Here is a 21,958-nt window from a genome sequence, read left to right as displayed (position 1 = left end):
GGTGCGCCATCAGCAGCAGCCGTCCCGGCCGGTCGCCCGCGTCGAACCAGACGGCCTTGACGACGTCGCCCGCCTCGGGGTGGAGCTCCGACCGGGTGGCCTTCGCCCTTTCGGCGACGGCCTCACGCAGCGCGGCGGCGTCGAGTCCTGTCACGTCGGCGCGTGCGATCCAGGTGTCGGTGTCGACCGTCCCCATCGCGGGGACGTCGAGGGTCCACTCGCTCCCGGTACGGACGAGCCGGGCCCGGAGCAGGTCGTGCCGGTCGGCCAGCGCCCGCAGCACGGCGGCGAGCTTCGGCCGGTCGAGTGCGGCCGGGGTCTGCACCAGCGCGGCCTGGTGGTAGCCCTGGAAGGGGCCGCCGAGTTCGCGCAGCCAGTGCATGACCGGGGTCAGCGGGATGCTGCCGGTGCCGTCGTCCGGTGTGCGGGGCGCGCCGGTCACGTCGGCGGGTGTGCCGGCGACGGCGGCGAGCGCGGCCACCGTACGGTGCCGGAAGACCAGCCTCGGCGTGATCCGGATGCCCGCCGCCCGCGCCCTGCTGACGAGTTGCATGGCGACGATGCTGTCGCCGCCGAGGGTGAAGAAGTCGTCGTCGACCCCGATCTGCGGCAGTCCGAGCACGTCGGCGAAGACCTCGCTCAGTCCCTTCTCCAGGCCGGTGCGTGGTGCCCGGCCCGTGGAGACAGCGGTGAAGTCGGGGGCGGGCAAGGCCTTCCAGTCGAGTTTGCCGTTGGCGAGCGACGGCAGCCGGTCCAGCAGGACGACGGCCGCCGGGACCATGTAGTCAGGGAGGAGCCCCGCGACATGGCCGCGCAGCTCGGCCGGGTCCGGCGCGTGTCCGGCCGCGGGGACGACGTACGCCACCAGCTGGGTCCGCGGGCCGTCCTGACGGGCCGTCACCACGACCTGCCCGGTGTCGGGCCTGGCGGCGAGTACGGCCTCGATCTCGGCCGGCTCGATGCGGAAGCCGCGGATCTTCACCTGGTCGTCGGCCCTGCCGAGGTAGTCGATGCGCCCGTCGGCCGTCCAGCGTGCCAGGTCGCCGGTCCGGTAGAGCCGGGATCCCGGCGGGCCGAACGGGTCGGCGACGAACCGCTCGGCCGTCAGCGCGGGCCTGCCGAGATAGCCGCGCGCCAGGCCGCCGCCCGCCAGATACAGCTCGCCGGTCACGCCGGGCGGTACGGGGAGCAGGGCGTCGTCGAGTACATAGGCGCGGGTGCCGGCCACCGGCCGTCCGACGAGGGGCCGTTCGCTGTCGCGTACCCGTGCGACGAGCGCGTCGACGGTCGACTCCGTCGGCCCGTACAGGTTGTACGCCTCGGTGCCGCGCAGCCCGCCGAGCCGGTCCCACAGCGCCTGCGGTACGGCTTCCCCGCCGACGCCGACCACGGCGAGCGGGCAGCTGTCGCCCTGGACGAGCCCGGTCTCCGCCATCTGGGCGAAGAACGACGGTGTCACTTCGAGGAAGTCGAAGCCGTGCTCGACCACGGCGGCGGCCAGCAGTTCGGGGTCGCGGCGGGTCTCCTCGGACACCACATGGACGCAGTGTCCGTCCAGCAGCCACAACTGGGGCTGCCAGGAGGCGTCGAAGGAGAAGGACCAGGCGTGCCCGGCCCGCAGATGGCGCCGTCCGGTGGCGGCCACCGCCGGTTCGTACAGGGTCGCGCGGTGGCTGTGGAAGAGGTTGCCGACGGTCTCGTGCGTGACGACGACGCCCTTGGGCCGTCCCGTGGAGCCGGACGTGTAGATCACATAGGCCGGGTGGTGCGGTTCGAGCGCGGCCGTGCGGTCGGCGTCGGTGAGGTCGGTGCCGTCCTGCGCGGCGAGCCGGGCGACGGTGTCCGGGTCGTCCGTCAGCAGCAGGGGCACATCGGCGGCGCCGGGCGGTGTGTCGGGGAGCGCGCCGGCGAGTTCCCGGGTGGTGAGCACGGCGACCGGCCGGGCCTCCGCCAGGATCTCGGCGGTGCGCGCGGGCGGTGTGTCCGGGTCGAGCGGCAGATAGGCGGCGCCCGTCTTCTGCACGGCCAGGACGGCCAGCAGTGTCCTGGCGGTACGGGGCAGCGCCAGGGCGACGATCCGCTCGGGTCCCGCGCCGTGTCCGACGAGCAGCCGGGCGAGCCGGTTGGCCTCGGCGTTGAGGTCGGCGTAGCTGAGTTCCAGCCCGTCGGACGCGACCGCCGGGGCCTCGGGTGACATGCGGACCTGCTGCTCGAACAGGTCGGGCACGGTGGTCGCCGGGGCCGGCGCCGGACGGTCCTGCGGACCCGCCACCAGCAGCGCACGCTCGGCGTCGCCGAGAATGTCGACGCGGGTGAAGCGGGTCTCGGGGTCGGCCGCGACCGCGCGCAGGATCCGCAGCAGCCGCTCGGCGAACGTCCGGGCGGTTGCCGGGGCGAAGAGGTCGGTGCTGTACTCCAGCACCCCGTCCACGCCGCCTCCTTCGGCCTGTTCCACGAAGTCGAAGGACAGGTCGAACTTGGCCGTGGTCTGGCCGACCTCCATCCGGCGCGAGTCCGGTCCCGGCAGACCCGCGTCGTCGCCGCCCGCGGCCAGATAGACGACCATCACCTGGAACAGCGGGTGGCGTGCGAGCGACCTGGCCGGGTTCAGCACCTCGACGAGACGCTCGAAGGGCACGTCCTGGTTGTCGAAGGCGGCCAGATCGAACTCCCGCACCCGGCCGAGCAGTTCACGGAAGGTCGGGTCGCCGGAGGTGTCGGTGCGCAGCACCAGTGTGTTGAGGAAAAAGCCCACCAGGTCTTCGAGCCGCTGGTCGGTGCGCCCGGAGATGGGGCTGCCGAGCGGGATGTCGGTGCCCGCGCCGAGCCGGGTCAGCAGCGCGGCGACGGCGGCCTGGACGACCATGAACATACTGACGTCGCAGGAGCGGGCGAGGCGGCGCAGACCGTCGGCCAGTTCGGCGTCGAGTGACAGGTCTGCGGCGCCGCCCCGGTAGCTCGCCTCGGCCGGACGCGCCCGGTCGGCGGGGAGCGCCAGCTCCTCCGGGACACCGGCCAGCGCCTGCTCCCAGAAGCCGATCTGACGGAACGTCAGACTTGCCGGATCCTTCTCGTCGCCGAGCACTTCGCGCTGCCACAGGGTGTAGTCGGCGTACTGGACGGGCAGCGGCGACCAGTCGGGGGCCAGACCCGCCGACCGTGCGGCGTAGGCGGTGCCCAGGTCGCGGGTGAGGGCCAGGTCCGACCACTCGTCGCCGGCGATGTGGTGCAGCACGACGAGCAGGACGTGCTCGTCGTCGGCCAGTTGGAACAGGGTGACCCGCAGCGGCGGCTCACGGTCGAGTTCGAACCCGTGGTCGGCGGCCTCTGCCAGCAGTCCGGCGACGGTGTCCTCGGTGGCCGGGACCCGCACCACCGGGATCGTGGTGTCCGCGGGATCCAGGATCTGCTGGTAGGCCTGCCCGTCCTCCTGGGGGAAGACGGTGCGCAGGGTCTCGTGGCGCGTGGCGAGGTCCTGTACGGCGGCGGTCAGCGCGTCGGCGTCGAGGGCGCCGGTCAGCCGCCAGGCCGCCGGGATGTTGTAGGTGGGTCCCGCACCTTCCACCTGGTAGAGGACCCAGAGCCTGCGCTGGGCCGAGGAGAGCGGCAGCCGCTCGGGGCGCGGCCGTGCGGCGAGTGCGGGCCTGGCCTCGCGTGCGGCGCCGAGACGTTCGGCAAGCCGCGCCACGGTGGGCGCGTCGAAGACGGTACGCAGCGACACCTCGGCGGCGAGCGCCGTCCTGATCCGGCTGACCAGCCGCATGGCGAGCAGGGAGTGGCCGCCGAGGGCGAAGAAGTCGTCGTCGACCCCGACCCGCGGCACACCGAGTACGTAGGCGAACTCGGCGCACAGGATCTCCTCGCGCGGGGTACGCGGCCCGCGCCCCACCACCGTCGCCGGCGCGTCGGGCACGGGCAGCGCCGCGCGGTCGAGCTTGCCGTTGACGGTGCGCGGCAGGGACTCCAGGGTCACCAGGGCCGCGGGGACCATATGGGCGGGCAGCGAGGCGGCGGCGTGCGCGCGCAGCTCCGCGTGGTCGGGGGTGCGCCCCTGCGCCGGTACGACGTATCCGACGAGCCGCTGGTCTCCCGGGGTGTCCTCCCGTACGACCACGGCCACGGTCGCGACGTCGGGGTGCGCGGTGAGCAGGGACTCGATCTCGCCGAGTTCGATGCGGAAGCCGCGCAGCTTGACCTGGTCGTCGGTGCGGCCGAGGAATTCGACGGTGCCGTCGCGGCGGCGCCTGGCCCGGTCCCCGGTGCGGTACATGCGCGTGCCCGGTGCGCCGAACGGATCGGCGGTGAACCGCTCAGCGGTCAGTCCTGGCCGGCCGAGGTAGCCGCGGGCAAGACCTTCACCGGCGAGATAGAGCTCTCCCGCCACCCCTGCGGGGACCGGCCGCAGGGCGGCGTCCAGCACATGGGCGCGGATGTTGCCCACGGGCGCGGCCCAGGGCTGCCGCCCGTCCCGTACGTCGCCGCCGTGCAGGCCGTAGGCGTCGACGGCGCACTCCGTCGGACCGTACAGATCGTGCACCACGGTGTCGGGCAGCGCGCACAGCCACTGCCACAGGGACGCGGGGGTGGCTTCGCCGCCGACGGTGAGGACGGCGGGTGCGTGGTGGCCCGCTGCCAGGAAGCCGTGGTGGATCAGCTCCCTGAGGTAGGTGGGGGTGAGGTCGACGAAGTCGATGCGCCAGGTGTCGAGATAGCCGACGAGGGCGGCCGGGTCGGTCATGGTGGTCTCGTCGGTCACATGCAGTTCATGGCCGGCGAGCAGCCACAGCAGGGGTTCCCAGGACCCGTCGAAGCTGAAGGACGCGGCGTGCACGGCGCGCAACGCCCGTCCTTCGGCCGCGCGTTCGGCGGGGGCGATCAGGTCCTGGTACTGGGCGGCGAAGAAATTGCTCAGCCCGCGGTGGGTTCCGATCACTCCCTTGGGGGTGCCGGTGGATCCTGAGGTGAAGATGACGTACGCGGCGGATTCGGGGTGCGCGCGGTGCGGTGTGGGGGCCGGCGCCGTGTCCGCCGCGGGTACGGGCAGTGCCTCGTCGTCCAGCAGCAGCCGGGCGTGTGCGGTGTCCGGCAGCTTCGCCGCGAGGGCGCGGGTGCTGAGCACGCACAGCGGGGCCGCTTCGTCCAGCATGAACGCGAGCCGGTCGGCGGGGTATTCGGGGTCGAGGGGCAGATAGGCGGCGCCGGTCGCGAGCACCGCGAGGATGGCGGGGACCAGTTCGGCCCGGGGCAGCGCCAGGGCGACGACCTCGCCGGGACCCGCGCCGTGTCCGCGCAGGATCTCGCCGAGGGTGTCGGCGCGTGCGGACAGCTCGCCGAAGGTCGTCCGGCCGGCGCCGGTGACCAGGGCTGTGGCGTCCGGCGTGCGGCGTGCCGTATCGGCGAACAGCTCGGGCACGGTGCGGGGTTCGACGGGCCGGTCGGTGTCGTTCCAGCTCGTCAGGGCCGCGACACTCTCGGCCTCCGTGAGGACGCGCAGGTCGGCGACGGGCCGGTCGGGGTCCGCCGCGATCTGTGCCAGCAGGGCCAGCAGGCGTTCGACGAGGGCGTCCGCCGTCTCGCGGTCGGCCAGGTCGGTGGCGTATTCGAGCAGCAGCCCGACGGGGTGTTCGGGCCCGTGGTCCACGAAGGTGAAGTCCAGGTCGAACTTGGCCATGCCGGTGTCCATGTCGGCCCATTCGGTCGCCAGGCCCAGCATGGTCTGGTCGCCTTCGGGACGGTGGTGGTAGCCGAGCATGACCTGGAAGAGCGGGTTGCGGTCGGCAGCGCGCGCCGGGTTGACGGCCTCCACCACCCGGTCGAAGGGCAGATCCTGGTGCTCGAAGGCCGCTAGGGCCGACTCCCGCACCCGGGCGAGGAGTTCACCGAACGTCGGGTCGCCCGACAGGTCGGTGCGCAGGACGAGTGTGTTGACGAAGAAGCCGACCAGGTCGTCGGTGGCAGCGTCGGTGCGGCCGGCGATGGGCGCGCCGAGGGGGATGTCGTCCCCGGCACCGAGCCGGTGCAGCAGGGCCGCGGTCGCCGCCTGGAACAGCATGAACATACTGACGCCGCGCTCCCCCGACAGGTCGCGCAGCGCGCTGCCGACCTCGGTGGGCAGGGTCCCGCGCACGGTGTCGGCGCGGCCGGTCGCCGTGGCCGCCGGCGGGCGTGGCCGGTCGAGGGGCAGGGTGAGATCGTCGGGCAGCGCGCGCAGGGTCTCGGTCCAGTAGGCGAGTTGCCGTTCCCCCACGTCGGCGAGGAGCTGGTCCTGCCACAGGGTGTAGTCGGCGTACTGCACGGGAAGCGGTGTGAAGTTCGGCGGCCGGCCGGTGGTGCGCGCCGCGTAGGCGGCGTTGAGGTCGCCCAGGAACGGCCGGTCGGACCACTCGTCGGTGGTGATGTGGTGCAGCACGACAGCCACCACATGGTCGGCGGCGCCGCACCTCAGCACCTCGGCCCGCAGCGGGAGTTCGCTGCTGAGGTCGAACGGGCGGCGCTGGGCGGCGGTGACGAAGGCGGCCAGTTCGGCGTCGTCGTCACCCGCGCGGTCCGTGACGGTGAAGGGGACCTGCGCCTCGTCGGCGGGGACGATCCGCTGGTACGGCTCGCCGTCGTGCTGCTCGAACCGGGTACGCAGCGACTCGTGCCGCCCCGCCACATCGGTGAGGGCCGACCGCAGCGCGGCCAGGTCCAGTTCGCCGCGCAGCCGGAAGACCAGCGGGAAGTTGTAGGCGATCCCGCCGCCGGTGCCGGTGCCGCCGGTGATCTGCTCGACCAGCCACAGCCTGCGCTGGGCCGCCGAGAGCGGGATCCGCCCCGGCCGGGGCGCGGCAGGGCGCAGCGTGGGCCTGGCCGGCCTGCGGTCGCCGGTCCTGGCGGCGAGCAGGGCGGGGGTGGGTGCCTCGAAGAGGTCACGGATGGCGAGTTCGGCGCCGAGTTCGGTACGGGCCCTGCTGATCAGCCGGGTGGCGAGCAGCGAATGGCCGCCGAGGTCGAAGAAGTTGTCGTCGGCGCCGAGGGCGACCAGACCGAGGACGTCGGCGAAGAGCCGGCAGAGCGTCTCCTCCTCGGGGGTCTCAGGGCCGCGCCCCGAGGTGCCGGCCGATACGGGTTCGGGTTGCGGGAGCGCCCGGACGTCGAGTTTGCCGTTGGCGTTCATCGGCAGCGCGGGCACCACGACGAAGGCCGCGGGGACCATGTAGGCGGGCAGCCGGTCCTTCAGGTCGTCGCGCAGCCTCCGTACGAGTGTCCCGGAACCGCGCGCCGCCGTCGGGGTGTTGGCGTGCGGGCGCGTGCGGCCACCCGCCTGGTAGAGGCCGGCGGTGAGCCGGGGCGCAGAGGTGAGCGCGTCGCGCAGGAACACCACGTCGTAGCGGCCGAGTTCGTCGGACCAGGTGGTGAGGGTGCGGTAGCCGCGTACCGTGCCGAGCGCCCGGAGCGCTTCGGGCTCCACTCCCCCGGCCGGTGCGCCGAGGCGCTGCGGCCGTCCCTCGTCGAGGGCGCGCATGGCGGCCAGTTCGCCGGTCGTGCGCGTGTCGGGGACCTGGCTCACCCGCAGCCGCTCCGGGCGCTCCTCGTCCAGCTGGGCGGCGAGCGCGTCCGCGCCGGGCCACCGGACGACGGGGGTCCCGGCGAGGGAGAGGGCTTCGGTGTCGTGCCGGTACAGGACGGCGTCGTAGCGGTGCCGGGTCAGCTCGTTCTGGTAGGTCCCGGTCTTGGTGCGCAGGTCGACGCCGTAGCCGAGGGTGGTGAAGTAGTCCGGGTCGACGAGGAGTTCCTTCTCCAGGGCGATGCCCCGGTCGACGGCCCTGCGCAGCGCGGCGGGATCGGTGTCGTCGTCGGCGCGCGCGAACTGGATCGCGGACTGGAAGACCCGGGCCGAGCGCAGATTGCGGACGTCCCCGACGAACAGCGCGCCACCGGGGGCAAGGAGTTCCATGGCGCCGTTGATGACCTGGGTGAGGTGGTCGGCGCTCGGGAAGTACTGGATGACCGAGTTGATGACGATCGTGTCGAAGAAGCCCTGCGGCAGGCCGTCCGTCACATCCGCCGCCTGACAGCGCAGTTCGACCGTGGCAGCGAGTTCGGGAACGCTCCGCAGATCCTGCGCGATCTTGCGGATGACGGGTTCGGCGAAGTCGGTCGCCCAGTAGGCCTCGGCTTCTGGGGCGAGTTGGGAGAGGAGCAGCCCTGAGCCGACTCCGATCTCCAGGATCCGGCGCGGCCGCAGTTCGCGGATGCGCTCGACCGTGGCCGCCCGCCATTCGCGCATGTGCGGGACCGGGATGGGCGCGCCGTCGTACGAGCTGTCCCAGCCGGCGAAGTCCTCGGTGAGGACGGCGGTGCTGATCTCGGTGTATTCGGCGGAGTAGATCTCCTCCCACTCACCGATCTGTTCGCGCTCCGCCTGCTGCCGTGCGTCACCGGTGAGTTCGGCCGGTACGACATAGCCGGTCAGCCGCTTCGTACCGGGCGCCGCCGGGTCGTCGGACGCGACGACGGCGGCGTGGCCGACCTGCGGGTGCTGGGCCAGTACGGTCTCGATCTCGCCGAGTTCGACCCGGTAGCCGCGCACCTTGACCTGGTCGTCGGTGCGGCCGAGAAAGTCGATGATGCCGTCCTGGCGGCGCCGTACGAGGTCGCCGGTGCGGTACATCCGCTCGCCGGGCAGGCCGTACGGGTCGGCGAGGAACCGCTCGGCGGTGAGTCCCGGCCGGCCGAGGTAGCCGCGTGCCAGGCCCACGCCCGCGATGTACAACTCGCCGGGCACACCGTCCGGTACGGGGCGCAGCCAGCCGTCGAGGATGTGCGCGCGGGTCGCGCGGATGGGCCTGCCGACGGTCGGGGTCGCGCTGTCGTGCGTACCACCGCCGAGGGTGTTGATGGTGTATTCGGTCGGCCCGTAGAGGTTGTAGCCGTAGGTGCCTTCGGTGTCGCGCAGCCGGTTCCACACCGCTTCGGTGACCGCTTCGCCGCCGAGCAGGACCAGTGGCGGCAGATGGCCTTCGAGCAGCCCCTCCTCGATCAGCAGATGCGCGTAGGTCGGGGTGACGTTGACGACGTCCACCTGGTGGGTCTCGCAGTACGCGACCAACGCCTGTGCGTCGCGGCGCAGTTCCTCGTCGCAGATGTGCACCTCGTGTCCCTCGACGAGCCACAGCAGCTCTTCCCAGGACATGTCGAAGGCGAACGAGACGGTGTGGGCAATGCGCAGCCGGCGCCCGCCGGCCGAGGCGATGGCGGGGCCGAAGATCTCCTTGCGGTGGTTGAGATGCATGTTGGTCAGCCCGCGGTAGGGCGTGACGACGCCCTTGGGCCGGCCGGTGGAGCCTGAGGTGTAGATGACGTAGGCCGGGTGGTCGAGGCTGAACTCGACGTGCACCGGGGCGCCGGGCAGCGCCGCCAGCTCGGCCTGGAGCGACGGGTCGTCCAGCAGGAGGTGCGCGGGCCCGCTCTCGCCGTCGCTCTGCCCGTCGCCCTCGCCCGGCTGTGCGAGCTTCCGTGCGGCGGCGCTCGTGGTGAGGAGCAGCAGCGGCGCGGCGTCCCGCAGGGTCAGGGCGAGCCGGTCGGCCGGGTGGTCGAGTTCCAGCGGCAGATAGGCGGCGCCGGTGCGCAGTACGGCGAACAGCGCGACGACCATGTCGAGGGAGCGGGGCAGGGCGAGCGCGACGACCTGCTCGGGGGCCGCGCCGCGTGCGATCAGCAGTCGTGCCAACCGGTCGCAGCGCGCGTCGAGTTCGGCGTAGGTCAGGGTCTGCTCGCCGAAGACGAGCGCCGTCGCGCCGGGGGTGCGGGCCGCCTGCGCGGCGAGCATGTCGGCGATGGTCTCCTGCGGTACGGGCTCCCGGCTCGCCTCGTTGCGCGCCGCCAAGGTGTCGCGCTCGGCGCTGAGCAGCGGGTCGAGGCTGCCGATCCGGGCGTCCGGGTCCTCGACCAGCCGGTCAAGCAGCAGGGTGAAGCGGGCCAGCAGGCTCTCGGCGTACGGGCCGGTGATCAGATCGGGGCGGTGGGCGAGGGTGACCCGGATCCGGTGGCCGGGCGTGACCACGAGATTGACCGGGTAGTGCGTGGCGTCGACGTTGGCGACCGCCGTGGCGCCGTGCCGGTCGCGCAGTTCGGCCAGCCGCTCCTCGGTGTCGGCGTTGCGCAGCACGAAGAGGGTGTCGAAGAGGCGGCGGTGTCCGGTCTCGGCCTGGAGGACGCCGAGCCCCAGGTATTCGTGCGGCATCAGGTCGAGCCGCTCCGCCTGGATCCTGCGCAGCAGGGCGACGACCGGCTCGGCCGGGTCGTAGGCGATGCGCGCGGGGACGGTGTTGAGGAACATCCCGATGACGTTCCCGACGTCCGGCACCTCGCTGGGCCGTCCTGCGACGGTGGTGCCGAACACCACGTCGGTGCGGCCGGTCGCACTGGCGAGCGCCAGTCCCCAGGCGGCGTTGAGCACGGTGTTGAGGGTGAGGCCGTGCCGGCGGGCGGTGTCGCGCAGCCGGTCGCTCGCCTCGGCGGACAGGACGGCGTCGAGGCTTGCGGGGATGACGGGTTCGAGGCCCCGGTCGGCGGCCGCCGGTGCGAGCAGGGTCGGTTCGTCGAGGCCGTCGAGGGCCGCGCGCCATGCGCGGGTGGCGTCGCCGGTGTCCTGGCGGTCGAGCCAGTGCAGGTAGTCGCGGTACGACCCGGGGCGCGCGAGGGCGTCGGCGGCGCCGCCGCTCTCGTACAGGGCGAAGAGCTGGTCGAGGAAGAGCCAGGCCGACCAGCCGTCCCAGAGGATGAGGTGGCGGCCGATGACGAGCCGGTCGCCGCGCTCGTCGCCGAGCCGCACCAGCAGCATGCGCAGCAGCAGCGGGCGGCTGAGGTCGAACTTGCGGCCGCGTTCCTCGTCCAGCAACTCGCGCAGCCGGGCGTCCTGTTCGGCTGCGGGGAGCTGCGACAGGTCGGCCTCGGTGAGCGGGATCTCGGGGTCGGCGACGATGAACTGGACGGGGCGCTGCTGTCCTTCGCTGGTGAACCCCGCGCGCAGACTGGGGTGCCGCGCCAGCAGCACCCGCGCCGCCTCGCGCAGCCGGCCGGCGTCGAGCCGGGTGGCGAAGTCGAACGACTCGTGGACGGTGTAGACGTCGAGGGCGCTGTCGTCGTAGGTCGAGTGGAAGAAGAGACCTTCCTGGAGGGGTGCGAGCGGCCAGATGTCCTCGACGGCGCCGGGGGCGGCGACGGCCTCGACGCGCGCCCGCTCCTCGGCGGTGAGGGTGAACTCCTGCGCGGGGGCGGGGGTTTGCCCTGCGTCGGAGAGGGTGGTCGCCGCGGCTGCCAGGGCGGCCGGGGTGCGGTGTTCGAAGATGTCGCGCGGGCTGAGTACGAGTCCGGCGCGGCGGGCGCGGCCCGCCACCCCGATGGAGCTGATGCTGTCGCCGCCGAGGAGGAAGAAGTCGTCGTCCACGGAGACGCCGTCCGCCTTCAGCACGTCGGCGAAGATGTCGGTCATGGTCTGTTCGCGGGCGTCGCGCGGGGCGCGCGCCGGGGCCCGCTCGGCCTGCGGGGCGGGCAGCGCGGCCCGGTCCAGTTTGCCGCTCGGGGTCAACGGGAGCGCGTCGAGCACCACATAAGCGGCGGGCACCATCGGCGCGGGCAGCGTGCCGGCCAGGGCTGTCCGCAGCGCGGCCGGGACGGGGGCGGCGTCGTTCGCGGGGACGACATAGGCGACGAGCGCGTTGTCGCGTACGACGACCGCCGTCTGCGCCACGTCGGCCAGGCCGACGAGCGCGGCTTCGATCTCGCCGAGTTCGATGCGGTTGCCGCGCAGCTTCACCTGCCGGTCGGTGCGCCCGAGGTAGTCGAGCGTCCCGTCGGCGCGCCGCCGGACCAGGTCGCCGGTGCGGTACATGCGGCTGCCCGCCGCGCCGTACGGGTCGGCGGTGAACCGCTCGGCGGTGAGTGACGGGCGGCGGTGGTAGCCGCGTGCCAGCTGCGGTCCGGTGAGGTACAGCTCCCCCGGCACCCCGTCCGGCACCGGCCGCAGGCAACTGTCGAGCACGCGAAGGCCGGTGTTCCACACGGGCCGCCCGATCGGCACGGTCGTGTCCTGCGCTCCGTCGTACCTGTGGTGGGTCACATCGACGGCGGCCTCGGTCGGCCCGTACAGGTTGTGCAGCGGAACGCCGGTGAGCGCGTGCCAGCGCGCGGCGGCGGATCCGGGCAGCGCCTCGCCGCTGCTGAAGACACGGCGCAGCGACCCGGCCCACGCGGGGTCGTCGGTGACGTCGTCGGCCTGGAGGAACGCTTCGAGCATGGACGGCACGAAGTGCATGGTGGTAACGCGCTGTTCGGCGACGAGCGCGGCGAGGTACGACGGGTCGCGGTGCCCTTCGGGCTTGGCGAGGACGACGGTCGCACCCTGGAGGAGCGGCCAGAAGAACTCCCAGACGGAGACGTCGAAGCCGGCCGGTGTCTTCTGCAGCACCCGGTCGTCGGGGGCCAGACCGTACTCGTCCTGCATCCAGGCGAGCCGGTTGACGACGGCACGGTGGGTGACGAGGACACCCTTGGGGCGGCCCGTGGACCCGGATGTGTAGATGAGGTACGCGGGGTCGTCGCCGGTCGCTGCCCGGGGTGCGGTCGCCGCGGCGATTCCCACCTGAACGTCCGGCGCGTCGACGAGGAGCGCGGTCAGGCCCTCGACGGCGGGCAGACGCCCGGCGGCGGCCGTGGTCGTGACCACGGTGGTCGCGCCGGAATCGGTGAGCATATGGGTGATCCGGTCGGCCGGGTAGTCCAGGTCGACGGGCAGATAGGCGGCGCCGGACTTCAGTACGCCGAGGAGGGCGGCCATCAACTCGGCGGAGCGCGGTACGGCGACGGCGACGACGGTGTCGGGTCCCGCTCCTGCCGCGCGCAGCCGGTCGGCCAACGCTTCGGCACGCAGGTCGAGTTGTGCGTAGCTGACGTGTTCGTCGCCGAAGATGACGGCGGTCGCGTCCGGGGTGCGGGCGGCCTGCTCGGCGAAGGCGGCGCCGAGGGTGGTCTCCGGGACGTCGTGCTCGGCGCCTGCGGAGTACGCCGCCACCTGCTCCGCGGGAGAGAGCAGTTCGATGCGGGCGAGCGGCTGCGCCGGGTCGTCCGCGAACGCCTCAAGAAGGCGGGACAGCCGGTCACCGATGCTGCGGACAGCCGCGCCGTCCAGCCGGTCGGCGTGGTGCTTCAGCCGCAGGTCGAGGCGGCGGCCGGGCTTCACGATGAGCGCGAGCGGATAGTGCACGGCGTCGTGGAACTCATGGCCGGTGATCCGGACAGTGCCCGAAGGGTCGCGCAGGTCGGCGTCGGCCGGGTAGTTCTCGAACACGACCAGGGTGTCGAAGAGTTCGCCGCCGCCGGCGGGTCCTGTGGTCCGCTGGATCTCGGCGAGGCCCAGGTGCTGGTGGGCGAGGAGCCGCGCCTGCTCGTCCTGGAGCCGGGTCAGCAGCTCCGCCGCCGTCTCGGCGGGATGCCACGCCAGCCTGGTCGGCAGGGTGTTGATGAACAGGCCGACCATGGACTCGATGCCGTCGACCTCGCTGTCGCGTCCGGAGACGGTGGTCCCGAACAGTACGTCCTGACTGCCCGTCAGCCGGCCGATGAGCAGGCCCCAGGCGCCCTGGACAACGGTGCCGAGGGTGATGCCGTGCTCACGTGCGCGGGCGACGAGCCGGGCGGTGGTGCGCTCGGACAGTTCGACGCGCACCTGCTCGGGCCGTACGGGCGCGTCGCCCGCGGGGGCCTCGACCAGCCGTGTCGGTCCTTCCAGTCCGGCGAGCGCGCCGCGCCAGGTTTCCCGCGCCGCCGCGCGGTCGAGGCCCGCCAGCCGGCGCAGATGGTCACGGTACGGTGCGACGTCGGGCAGCGGCGGGGTGTCCGTACCGTACGACGCCATGAGTTCGCGGTGCAGCACCGGCAACGACCAGCCGTCGGCGACGATGTGGTGGAACGTCAGCACGAGCGCGCTGCGGTCGGCGCCGAGGCGGACGAGTGCGCAGCGCAGCAGCGGCGGCCGGGCCAGGTCGAAGGGGACGGCGCGCTCGTCGGCCGCCACCGCTTCGGCCAACTGACCGCGTACCGGCTCGTCCTGCGCCGACAGGTCGACCTCGCGCCAGGGCAGCGCCGGCCGCTCCGTGATGATCTGCACCGGGTTGCCGTCGGGGCGCTGCCGGAAGGCGGCGCGCAGCGGGGCGTGCCGGTCGAGGAGTGTCTGCGCCGCGCGGTGCAGCGTGTCCCCGTCGACCGGTCCTGCCAGTTCCAGGATCTGCTGGACGACGTAGGAGTCCCGGTGGGATCCGTCCACGAGGGCGTGGAAGTAGAAGCCCTCCTGGAGCGGGGTGAGCGGCAGCAGTTCCTCGATCGTCAGGGGCTCGGCGCCCTGGATCGCGGCGAGTTCGTCGTCGGTGACCGTGACGAGCGGACCGCTGCGGTGTGCGGCGGCTTCCGGCGTCTCCGCTTCGGTGACCTCGGCGGCCTGGGCGAGCGCGGCGACGGTGCGGTGCCGGAACACGTCGCGCGGGGTCAGCCGGAGACCGGCCTTGCGGGCGCCGATCAGCAGCCGGATCGCGGTGATGCTGTCGCCGCCGACGGCGAGGAAGTCGTCGTCGACGGTGACGGCGGACAGGCCGAGTACGTCGGCGAACAGCGCGCACAGCAGCTCTTCGCGGGCGTCCCGTGGGGCGCGGCCGGAGCTGAGGGCGCCGTAGTCGGGTGCGGGCAGCGCCTTCTCGTCGAGCTTGCCGCTGGGGGTGACGGGCAGTCGGTCGAGCGGCACGAAGGCTGCGGGCACCATGTGCTCGGGCAGCGAGGCGGCCGCGTGCGCGCGCAGGGTCTTCATCAGCGCGGTGATGTCGCGGAACGGGGCCGGCCGGTTGGCGTGCGGGAAGTCCAGGCCCGGGCGGTACGGCGCGCGGACGGCGGGTCCTTCGCCGGCCTGGAGGACGATGTCGAGGGCGCCGTCGTCGGCGTGCCCGCTCCAGGTGACGGCGGTCCGGTACCCGTGCCGGGCGGCGAGCGCCCGCAGGTCCTCGGGGTCGGCCGCGTGGACCGCGGGGCCGCTGCTGTCGTCCAGGGTGCGCAGTGCGGCCAGGTCCTCGGTGAGCCGGGCGTTGGGCACACCGGTGAGCCGCAGCCGGTGGGGTCCTGCGGCGAGCAGTTCGGCAAGGGCGTCGGGACGGCCGACCGCCGACCAGGCCATCTCCCGCTCCTCGGTGCCGGGTTCGGCCGCTTCCTGGCCGTCGCCGGTGGTTCGGGTGCGCAGGACGACGTCGTAGCGGTAGCGGCTCAGTTCGTTGTGGTGGGCGGCGCACTTGACCAGTACGTCGGCCTCGAAGCCGTCGAGCGCGGCGAAGTAGTCGGGGTCGAGGAGCAGTTCCCCCTCCCAGGCGACGGACCGCTCGACCGCCGCGCGCAGGGCGCTCTTGTCGTCGTGGTCCCGCCGGCTCTCCACCGCCGCGCGCAGGGTGCGCAGCAGTCGCTGGTTGCGTACGTCGCCGACGAAGACACGGCCGCCGGGTGCCAGCAGCGCGGACACGTCACGCAGGACGCCGGTGAGGTAGTCGGCGCTCGGGAAGTACTGGGCGACGGAGTTGATGACGACGGTGTCGAAGAAGCCGGTGGGCAGTCCCTCGACGTCGTGGGCGGGCTGGGCGCGCAGGTGCACCCGGTCCGCCAGTTCCGGCACGGCGGCTACCTGGGCGCGCAGCGCCCGCGTCGCCTCCTGGGAGAGGTCCGTGCCCCAGTACGTCTCGCACTCCGGCGCGAGCCGGGACAGGATCAGTCCGCTGCCGACGCCGATCTCCAGGACCTTTCCCGGGCTGCCCAGTTCACGGATGCGGTCGACGGTGGCGTCGCGCCACTCGCGCATCTCCCCGACGGGGATGGGCAGTCCGTCGTACATGCTGTTCCAGCCGGCGAAGTTCTCCCGGAAGCCGTCGGAACCGGCCGCGCTGTAGAGCAGTTCGTGCAGGTCCTTCCATTCTTCGACCTGCCGGCTCTCGTCGGTCTCCCGGCGGGCGTCGAGGGCGGGGACCACATAGGCGGCGAGCCGCCGCAGGCCCGGCTGGTCCTCGCGTGCGACGACGGCCGCCTGGCCGACGGCGGGATGGGCGCGCAGTACGGATTCGATCTCGCCGGGTTCGATGCGAAAACCCCGGATCTTGATCTGGGTGTCGGCGCGGCCGAGGAACTCCAGCCTGCCGTCGGGCTTCCAGCGCACCAGGTCGCCCGTGCGGTAGAGCCGTTCGCCCGGCGCGCCGAAGGGATCGGCGACGAACCGCTCGGCGGTCAGCCCCGGCCTGCCGAGGTAACCGCGGGCGAGGCCCGCTCCGCCGAGGTACAGCTCGCCGGGCACCCCGGCGGGGACCGGGCGCAGCCGCGCGTCCAGCACGTAGGCGCGGGTGCCGGGGTCGGGGACCCCGATGGGCACGACGGCGCCCGCGGGGATGTCCGGATCGCAGAGGCCGAGCGTGGAGTTGGTGGTGGCCTCGGTCGGGCCGTACGCGTTGAACATCATCCGGCCGCGCGCGTACCGGCCGACCAGTTCGGGTGAGACGCGCTCGGTGCCCGCCAGCAGGGTGGCGCCCGGGGGCAGCAGGGCGTCGTCGGGCATGGCGGCGAGCAGGGCGGGCGGCAGGATCATGAACGTGATGCCGTGGGCGTTGGCGTAGTCGGCGAGCGCGGCGCCGGGTACCCGAAGTTCGGACGGGACGACGACGAGCCGGCCGCCGGACAGCAGCCCGAGGCAGAGGTCCCAGAAGGCGACGTCGAAGCTCGGTGAGGCGAACTGCAGGACGCGGCTGGCCGGTCCGATGCCGAACCGCTCGGTCTGGGTGGCGACGAGCCCGGCGACGCCCGCGTGGGAGAGCACCACGCCCTTGGGGCGGCCGGTCGAACCCGAGGTGTAGATGACATACGCGGCGTTGAGGGTGGTGAGCGCGGCGCCCCGGTCGGTGTCGGTGGGGTCGTGGGCGGGGCGGTCGGCCAACTCGGCCGCGGTCTCCGGCAGATCGAGCAGCAGGCGCGCCATGCCGCCCCGGCCGTCGGCACTCTGCCGGTCCTCGTCCGCCGGGATGTCGTCGGTGACGGCCGTGGTGGTGACGAGGCAGACCGGCTCGGCGTCGGCCAGCATGTAGCCGATCCGGTCGGCGGGATAGTCGCTGTCGACCGGCAAGTAGGCGGCGCCGGACTTGAGTACGGCGACCTCGGCGACGATCAGTTCCACCGACCTGGGCAGCGCCAGCGCCACCACGCGTTCGGGTCCGGCGCCCCGGGCGATCAGGGCGTGCGCGAGCCGGTTGGCCCGCTCGTCCAGCTCGGCGTAGCTGAGCCGCTGGTCCTCGAAGACGAGCGCGACCGCTTCGGGGCGCGCCTTCACCTGCTCGGCGAACAGGGCGGGCCAGGTGCCGGGGGTGACGGAGTGCTCCGTCGCGTTCCACTCGACGAGCACCCGGCGGCGTTCGGCCGGGGTGGTCAACTCCAGTTCGGTGACCGGCAGATCGGGGCGGGCCAGGGCGTCCGCGAGCAGCGTCCGGTAGTGGCCTTCGGTGTCGGTGTCGGTGCCGCTCTCCGTGTCGGCGCCGAAGGAGGCCCTGACTTCCACGGCCTCCGCGCGTGCGGCGGCCAGTGCCACCCCTGCCCGCCGGGTCAGTTCGCGGAACGTGGGCTCGTCGCCGAGTTCGATCCGTACCGGTTCCGCGGCGTCCCCGAGGGATATGTCCGGTGCCTGGCTGTACCGGTGTCGCAGCGCCACCCGGGCGGCGAGCAGTTCCTCGTCCGTGGCGGTACGTGCCGTCTCCGGCGCGAAGGCTTCGAGCAAGTGCCGCCAGTGGACCAGGACTTCTTCGATACCGGACACGATGGCCGCGCCTCCCCAGCAAGCAGTTCGGTGCCGGCTCGGTGGAGCCGGATTCGAGCCATACTAAGGTAAGGTTTACCTAATTCAACAGGCCGCACCCACCAGCACCCGTACGGGTGGCCTGCTCTACAGTTAAGGGCTGCCTAACCTAAAGGATGATGACGTGGAGAGCTCGGTGACCCGGGCGAGAGCCCCTCGCGCTGTGCTCCTGGTGGTGCTGCCGTGCGCCGCCCTTGTGGCGCTGTGCCTGCTGTCGCTGGCGCTCGGCGCACTGCGGGTGCCTCTCGGCCAAGTGGTCGACACCCTGCTGGGCCACCCGCCGAGCAGCCGGATCGACCATGTCATCTGGTCGGTACGGCTGCCGCGTACGGCACTTGGCCTCGCCGCGGGCGCCGCCCTCGGTCTGTCCGGCGCCCTCATGCAGGCGCTGACGCGCAATCCGCTCGCCGACCCCGGGGTGCTCGGGGTCAGCGCGGGCGCCGCGTTCGCCATTGTGCTCTCCGTCGGGGTGTTCGGACTCGGCGCGCTGTACGGCTACATCTGGTTCGCCTTCGCGGGCGCGCTCGTCGCGAGCGTGCTGGTCTATCTGCTGGGCGGACTCGGCGGATCGGGGACGACGCCGGTCAAACTGGCGCTCGCCGGCGTCGCCGTCACCTCGCTGTTGTCGTCGCTGACCAGCGCCGTCGTCCTGACCGACCCCGACGCCCTGAACCGCTACCGGTTCTGGGAGGCCGGATCGCTGGCCAACCAGAGCAACGACGCGCTGACACAGGTGCTGCCGTTCCTCGCCGTCGGCGCGGTGCTGGCACTGGCCAGCGCCCCCGCGCTGAACAGCCTGGCGCTCGGCGACGACGTGGCCGCGTCGCTGGGGCTGCGCCTCGGCCTCGTCCGTATCCAGGGCGTACTGGCCGTCACCTTCCTCACCGGCGGGGCGGTCGCCGTCATCGGGCCCGTGGTCTTCGTCGGACTCGTCGTCCCGCACATCGCGCGGGTGCTGACCCAGGCCGCAGGAATCGGCCCCGACCACCGGTGGCTGCTGCCGCTCTCGGCCGTGCTGGCACCGTGCCTGCTGCTCCTCGCCGACATCGTCGGACGGATCGTCGCCCGCCCTGTGGAGATCCAGGCGGGCATCCTGGTCGCCTTCATCGGCGGCCCGTTCTTCATTGTGATGGTCCGCCGCCGACGACTCGCGGAGCTGTGAGATGACCGGACTCCTGCCCGCCCGCACCCCGGGACGTATCACCTTCCGGCTGACGGCCCTGCCGGTCTCCGGTGTGCTGCGGCCCCGCCTGCTCGCCGTCAGCGCCGCCCTGGCCGTCGCCACCTTCCTGGTCTTCTGCGTCGGCATCTCCGTCGGTGACATCCACATCGGACTCGGCGACGTCATGCGGTCGCTGGTGGGTTCCGGCGATCCGGGGACCCGGCTCATCGTCCAGGAGCTGCGCCTGCCACGGGCGTTGACCGGGCTGCTCGTCGGTGTCGCCTTCGGGGTCTCCGGAGCCCTGTTCCAGACGATGACGCTCAATCCGCTGGCCAGCCCCGACATGATCGGCATCACGCAGGGCGCGGGCGCCGCCGTGGTCGCCGGCATCGTCCTCGGCTGGGACGCCGGGCTGAGCACCCAGTCGCTGGGGCTGGTCGGCGCGCTGGCCGCCGCCCTGCTCGTCTACGTACTGGCCTGGAAACGCGGGACGACCGGTTACCGCATCGTGCTCGTCGGCATCGGCGTCTCCTGGATCTGCACCAGCGCCACGGACTATCTCATGGCCCGCGGCGGCCAGTTCCAGGCACAGGCGGCGCTCGGCTGGCTCGTCGGCAATCTGAACGGCCGCGACTGGGCGCAGGTACGTCCGCTGGCCGCCGCCCTCGTCGTACTGCTCCCGGCGGCCCTGCTGCTCGGCCGCTGGATGCGCACCCTGCAACTGGGCGACGACGTCGCGAAGGGGCTCGGTACGCCGGTGCAGCCGGTACGGCTAGCCGTGCTGCTCACCGGGGTCGGCCTGATCGCCTTCGGTACGGCCGCTGCGGGCCCTGTCGCCTTCGTGGCCCTCGCGGCGCCGCAGATCACCCAGCGGCTGGCGCGAACCGCGTGGCCGCCGCCGCTGGCCTCCGGGCTCACCGGCGCGCTGGCCGTGCTCGGCGCGGATCTGATCGCGCGCAAGCTCATTCCCGACACCGAGCTGCCGGTCGGTGTGGTCACCGGTGTGCTGGGCGCCCCGGTCCTGCTCTGGCTGCTCGTCCGTGCCAACCGCGTCGGCTCAGGAGGCTGAACTCGTGTCATCGAACCCGGTGGACCCCGCCCGACCCGATCTGCGGGCCGAAGGGCTGCGGCTGGCGTACGACAGCCGCGTCGTCGTGGAGAAACTCGACGTGGCGATCCCGCCGGGCCGGATCACCGCGATCGTCGGGGCCAACGCGTGCGGCAAGTCCACCCTGCTGCGGGCGCTGGCACGGCTGCTGTCGCCGCGCGCCGGATCCGTCCAACTCGACGGACGCGCCCTGCAGTCCATACCGACCAGGGAACTGGCGCAGCGGCTCGGGATCCTGCCGCAGGGCCCGGTGGCGCCCGAGGGGCTGACCGTCATCGACCTGGTCGGCCGCGGCAGGTCCCCGCACCAGACGTGGTGGCGGCAGTGGTCGAAGGGCGACGAGCAGGCCGTGCACGACGCGCTGCGCGCCACCGCCATGACCGACCTGGCCGACCGTCCGGTGGACGAGCTGTCGGGCGGCCAGCGGCAACGCGCCTGGATCGCCATGGCGGTTGCGCAGGGCACGCCGGTGCTGCTGCTCGACGAGCCGACCACCTATCTGGACCTGGCGCACCAGATCGACGTCCTGGACCTCATCACCGATCTGAACCGGCACGAGAAACGCACGGTCGTGATGGTGCTCCACGACCTCAACCAGGCCTGCCGGTACGCCGACCATGTGATCGCCATGAAGTCGGGGGACATCGTCGCGCAGGGCTCCCCCGTCGACGTCATCACCGCGCCCACCGTGGAGGAGGTCTTCGGGCTCCGCTGCCAGGTCACCAGTGACCCGGTCAGCGGAACGCCGATGATCATCCCGATGAGCCGGCATCACGACACGCCGGGGCCCGTCGCCGTCAAGTAGCCGCCCATGGTGCGGAAGTAGTCGGTTGCGGCGTGCTCGGTGCCGTCCTCGGTCCGTACCCGCTTGACGAGCAGACCGCGGCTGCGGCCCGCCCGCGCCCGCTCACCGGCGACGATCACGATGCCGTCGCCCTCGCGGATGAAGATCCGCCCGGGGGTGCCGCCGTAGTTCGCCTCCGAGAGCCCGGCCGAGACGATCCGCAGCCGCTCGCCTCGGTGGTAGGTGAAGGCGTTGGGATACGGATCGCACTGGGCCCGTACGAGCCGTTCCAGGTCCTCGGCGGGCCAGTTCCAGTCGATGCGGCTGTCCACGAGCGAGCGCTTGTGGAAGAAGCTGGCCTTCGACCGGTCCTGCCGGCTCCACTCGGCGGTGCCGGACTCGATACGGTCCAGCGCCTCGGTCACGATCGGCTCGATCAGGTCGACCGTGCGGTGGAATAGGTCCGTCGCCGTGTCGGCGGGCCCGACCGGCACGGCCCGCTGCAACACGATGTCGCCCGCGTCGAGTTCGGCGTCCATCCGGTGCGCCGTGACACCCACTTCCCGCTCGCCGTTGATGAGCGCCCAGATCAGCGGCGAGAAGCCGGCGTACGAGGGCAGCAGCGAGTCGTGCACGTTGAGCGTGCCGTGCGGCGGCAGGTCGAAGATCTCCGGCGGCAGCCAGGTACGCCAGTTGTTCGCGACGATGATGTCGGGCGCCGCCTCCGCGAGCCGGTCGAGCAGTTCCCGGTCGTCGGGCCTGTTGCGCAGCAGCACCGGTACGCCGTGCTTCTCGGCGAGTTCGGCGACGGAGTCGTCCCAGATCTTCTCGTAGACGTGGTCACTGCTGGGGTGTGTCACGACAAGGACCACTTCGTGCCGGGATTCCAGGAGCGCACGGAGCGTTCGATGACCCCAGGTCTGGTAGCCGAACATGACAACCCGCATGGTGAATCCTCCTCAGACGTTGCAAGGTAAGGCTAACCTTATCTAACATGTGGCTGCTTAG

General features: G+C 72.6%; 5 protein-coding genes. 3 read left to right on the top strand and 2 right to left on the bottom strand.

Annotated features, from left to right (window positions below; genetic code table 11):
- Positions 1–17,857, bottom strand: a 17,857-nt coding sequence (locus tag HY68_RS29795) for a non-ribosomal peptide synthetase (RefSeq protein ID WP_078863859.1), incomplete at its 3' end; no start/stop codon positions are given.
- Positions 17,858–18,032: 175 nt separating this feature from the next.
- Between HY68_RS29795 and HY68_RS29790 the strand changes: the two genes are divergently transcribed.
- Genes HY68_RS29790 through HY68_RS29780 form a run of 3 tightly spaced genes read left to right on the top strand, consistent with a single transcriptional unit; the run spans position 18,033 to position 20,971 of the window.
- On the top strand, positions 18,033–19,058 hold the full coding sequence (locus tag HY68_RS29790; RefSeq protein WP_198533438.1) for an iron chelate uptake ABC transporter family permease subunit: 1,026 nt from the start codon (positions 18,033–18,035) through the stop codon (positions 19,056–19,058).
- A gap of 1 nt (position 19,059) precedes the next feature.
- Positions 19,060–20,127, top strand: coding sequence for an iron chelate uptake ABC transporter family permease subunit (locus tag HY68_RS29785; RefSeq protein WP_041994725.1), 1,068 nt, complete (start codon positions 19,060–19,062; stop codon positions 20,125–20,127).
- 19 nt (positions 20,128–20,146) lie between these two features.
- Positions 20,147–20,971, top strand: a complete 825-nt coding sequence (locus HY68_RS29780) for an ABC transporter ATP-binding protein (protein ID WP_041994723.1) — start codon at positions 20,147–20,149, stop codon at positions 20,969–20,971.
- Here the strand turns inward: HY68_RS29780 and HY68_RS29775 are convergent.
- A complete protein-coding gene (locus tag HY68_RS29775; RefSeq protein WP_041994720.1) occupies positions 20,938–21,897 on the bottom strand; it encodes a methionyl-tRNA formyltransferase in 960 nt (319 codons plus the stop codon). The two genes, HY68_RS29780 and HY68_RS29775, sit on opposite strands and share 34 nt — an antisense overlap.
- Positions 21,898–21,958 lie beyond the last annotated feature (61 nt).

The organism is Streptomyces sp. AcH 505, assembly GCF_000818175.1.
In the GTDB taxonomy this organism is placed as follows: Bacteria; Actinomycetota; Actinomycetes; order Streptomycetales; family Streptomycetaceae; genus Streptomyces.
Note: the sequence above shows the minus strand (reverse complement) of the source record. Positions and strands in the feature narration are given on the sequence as shown.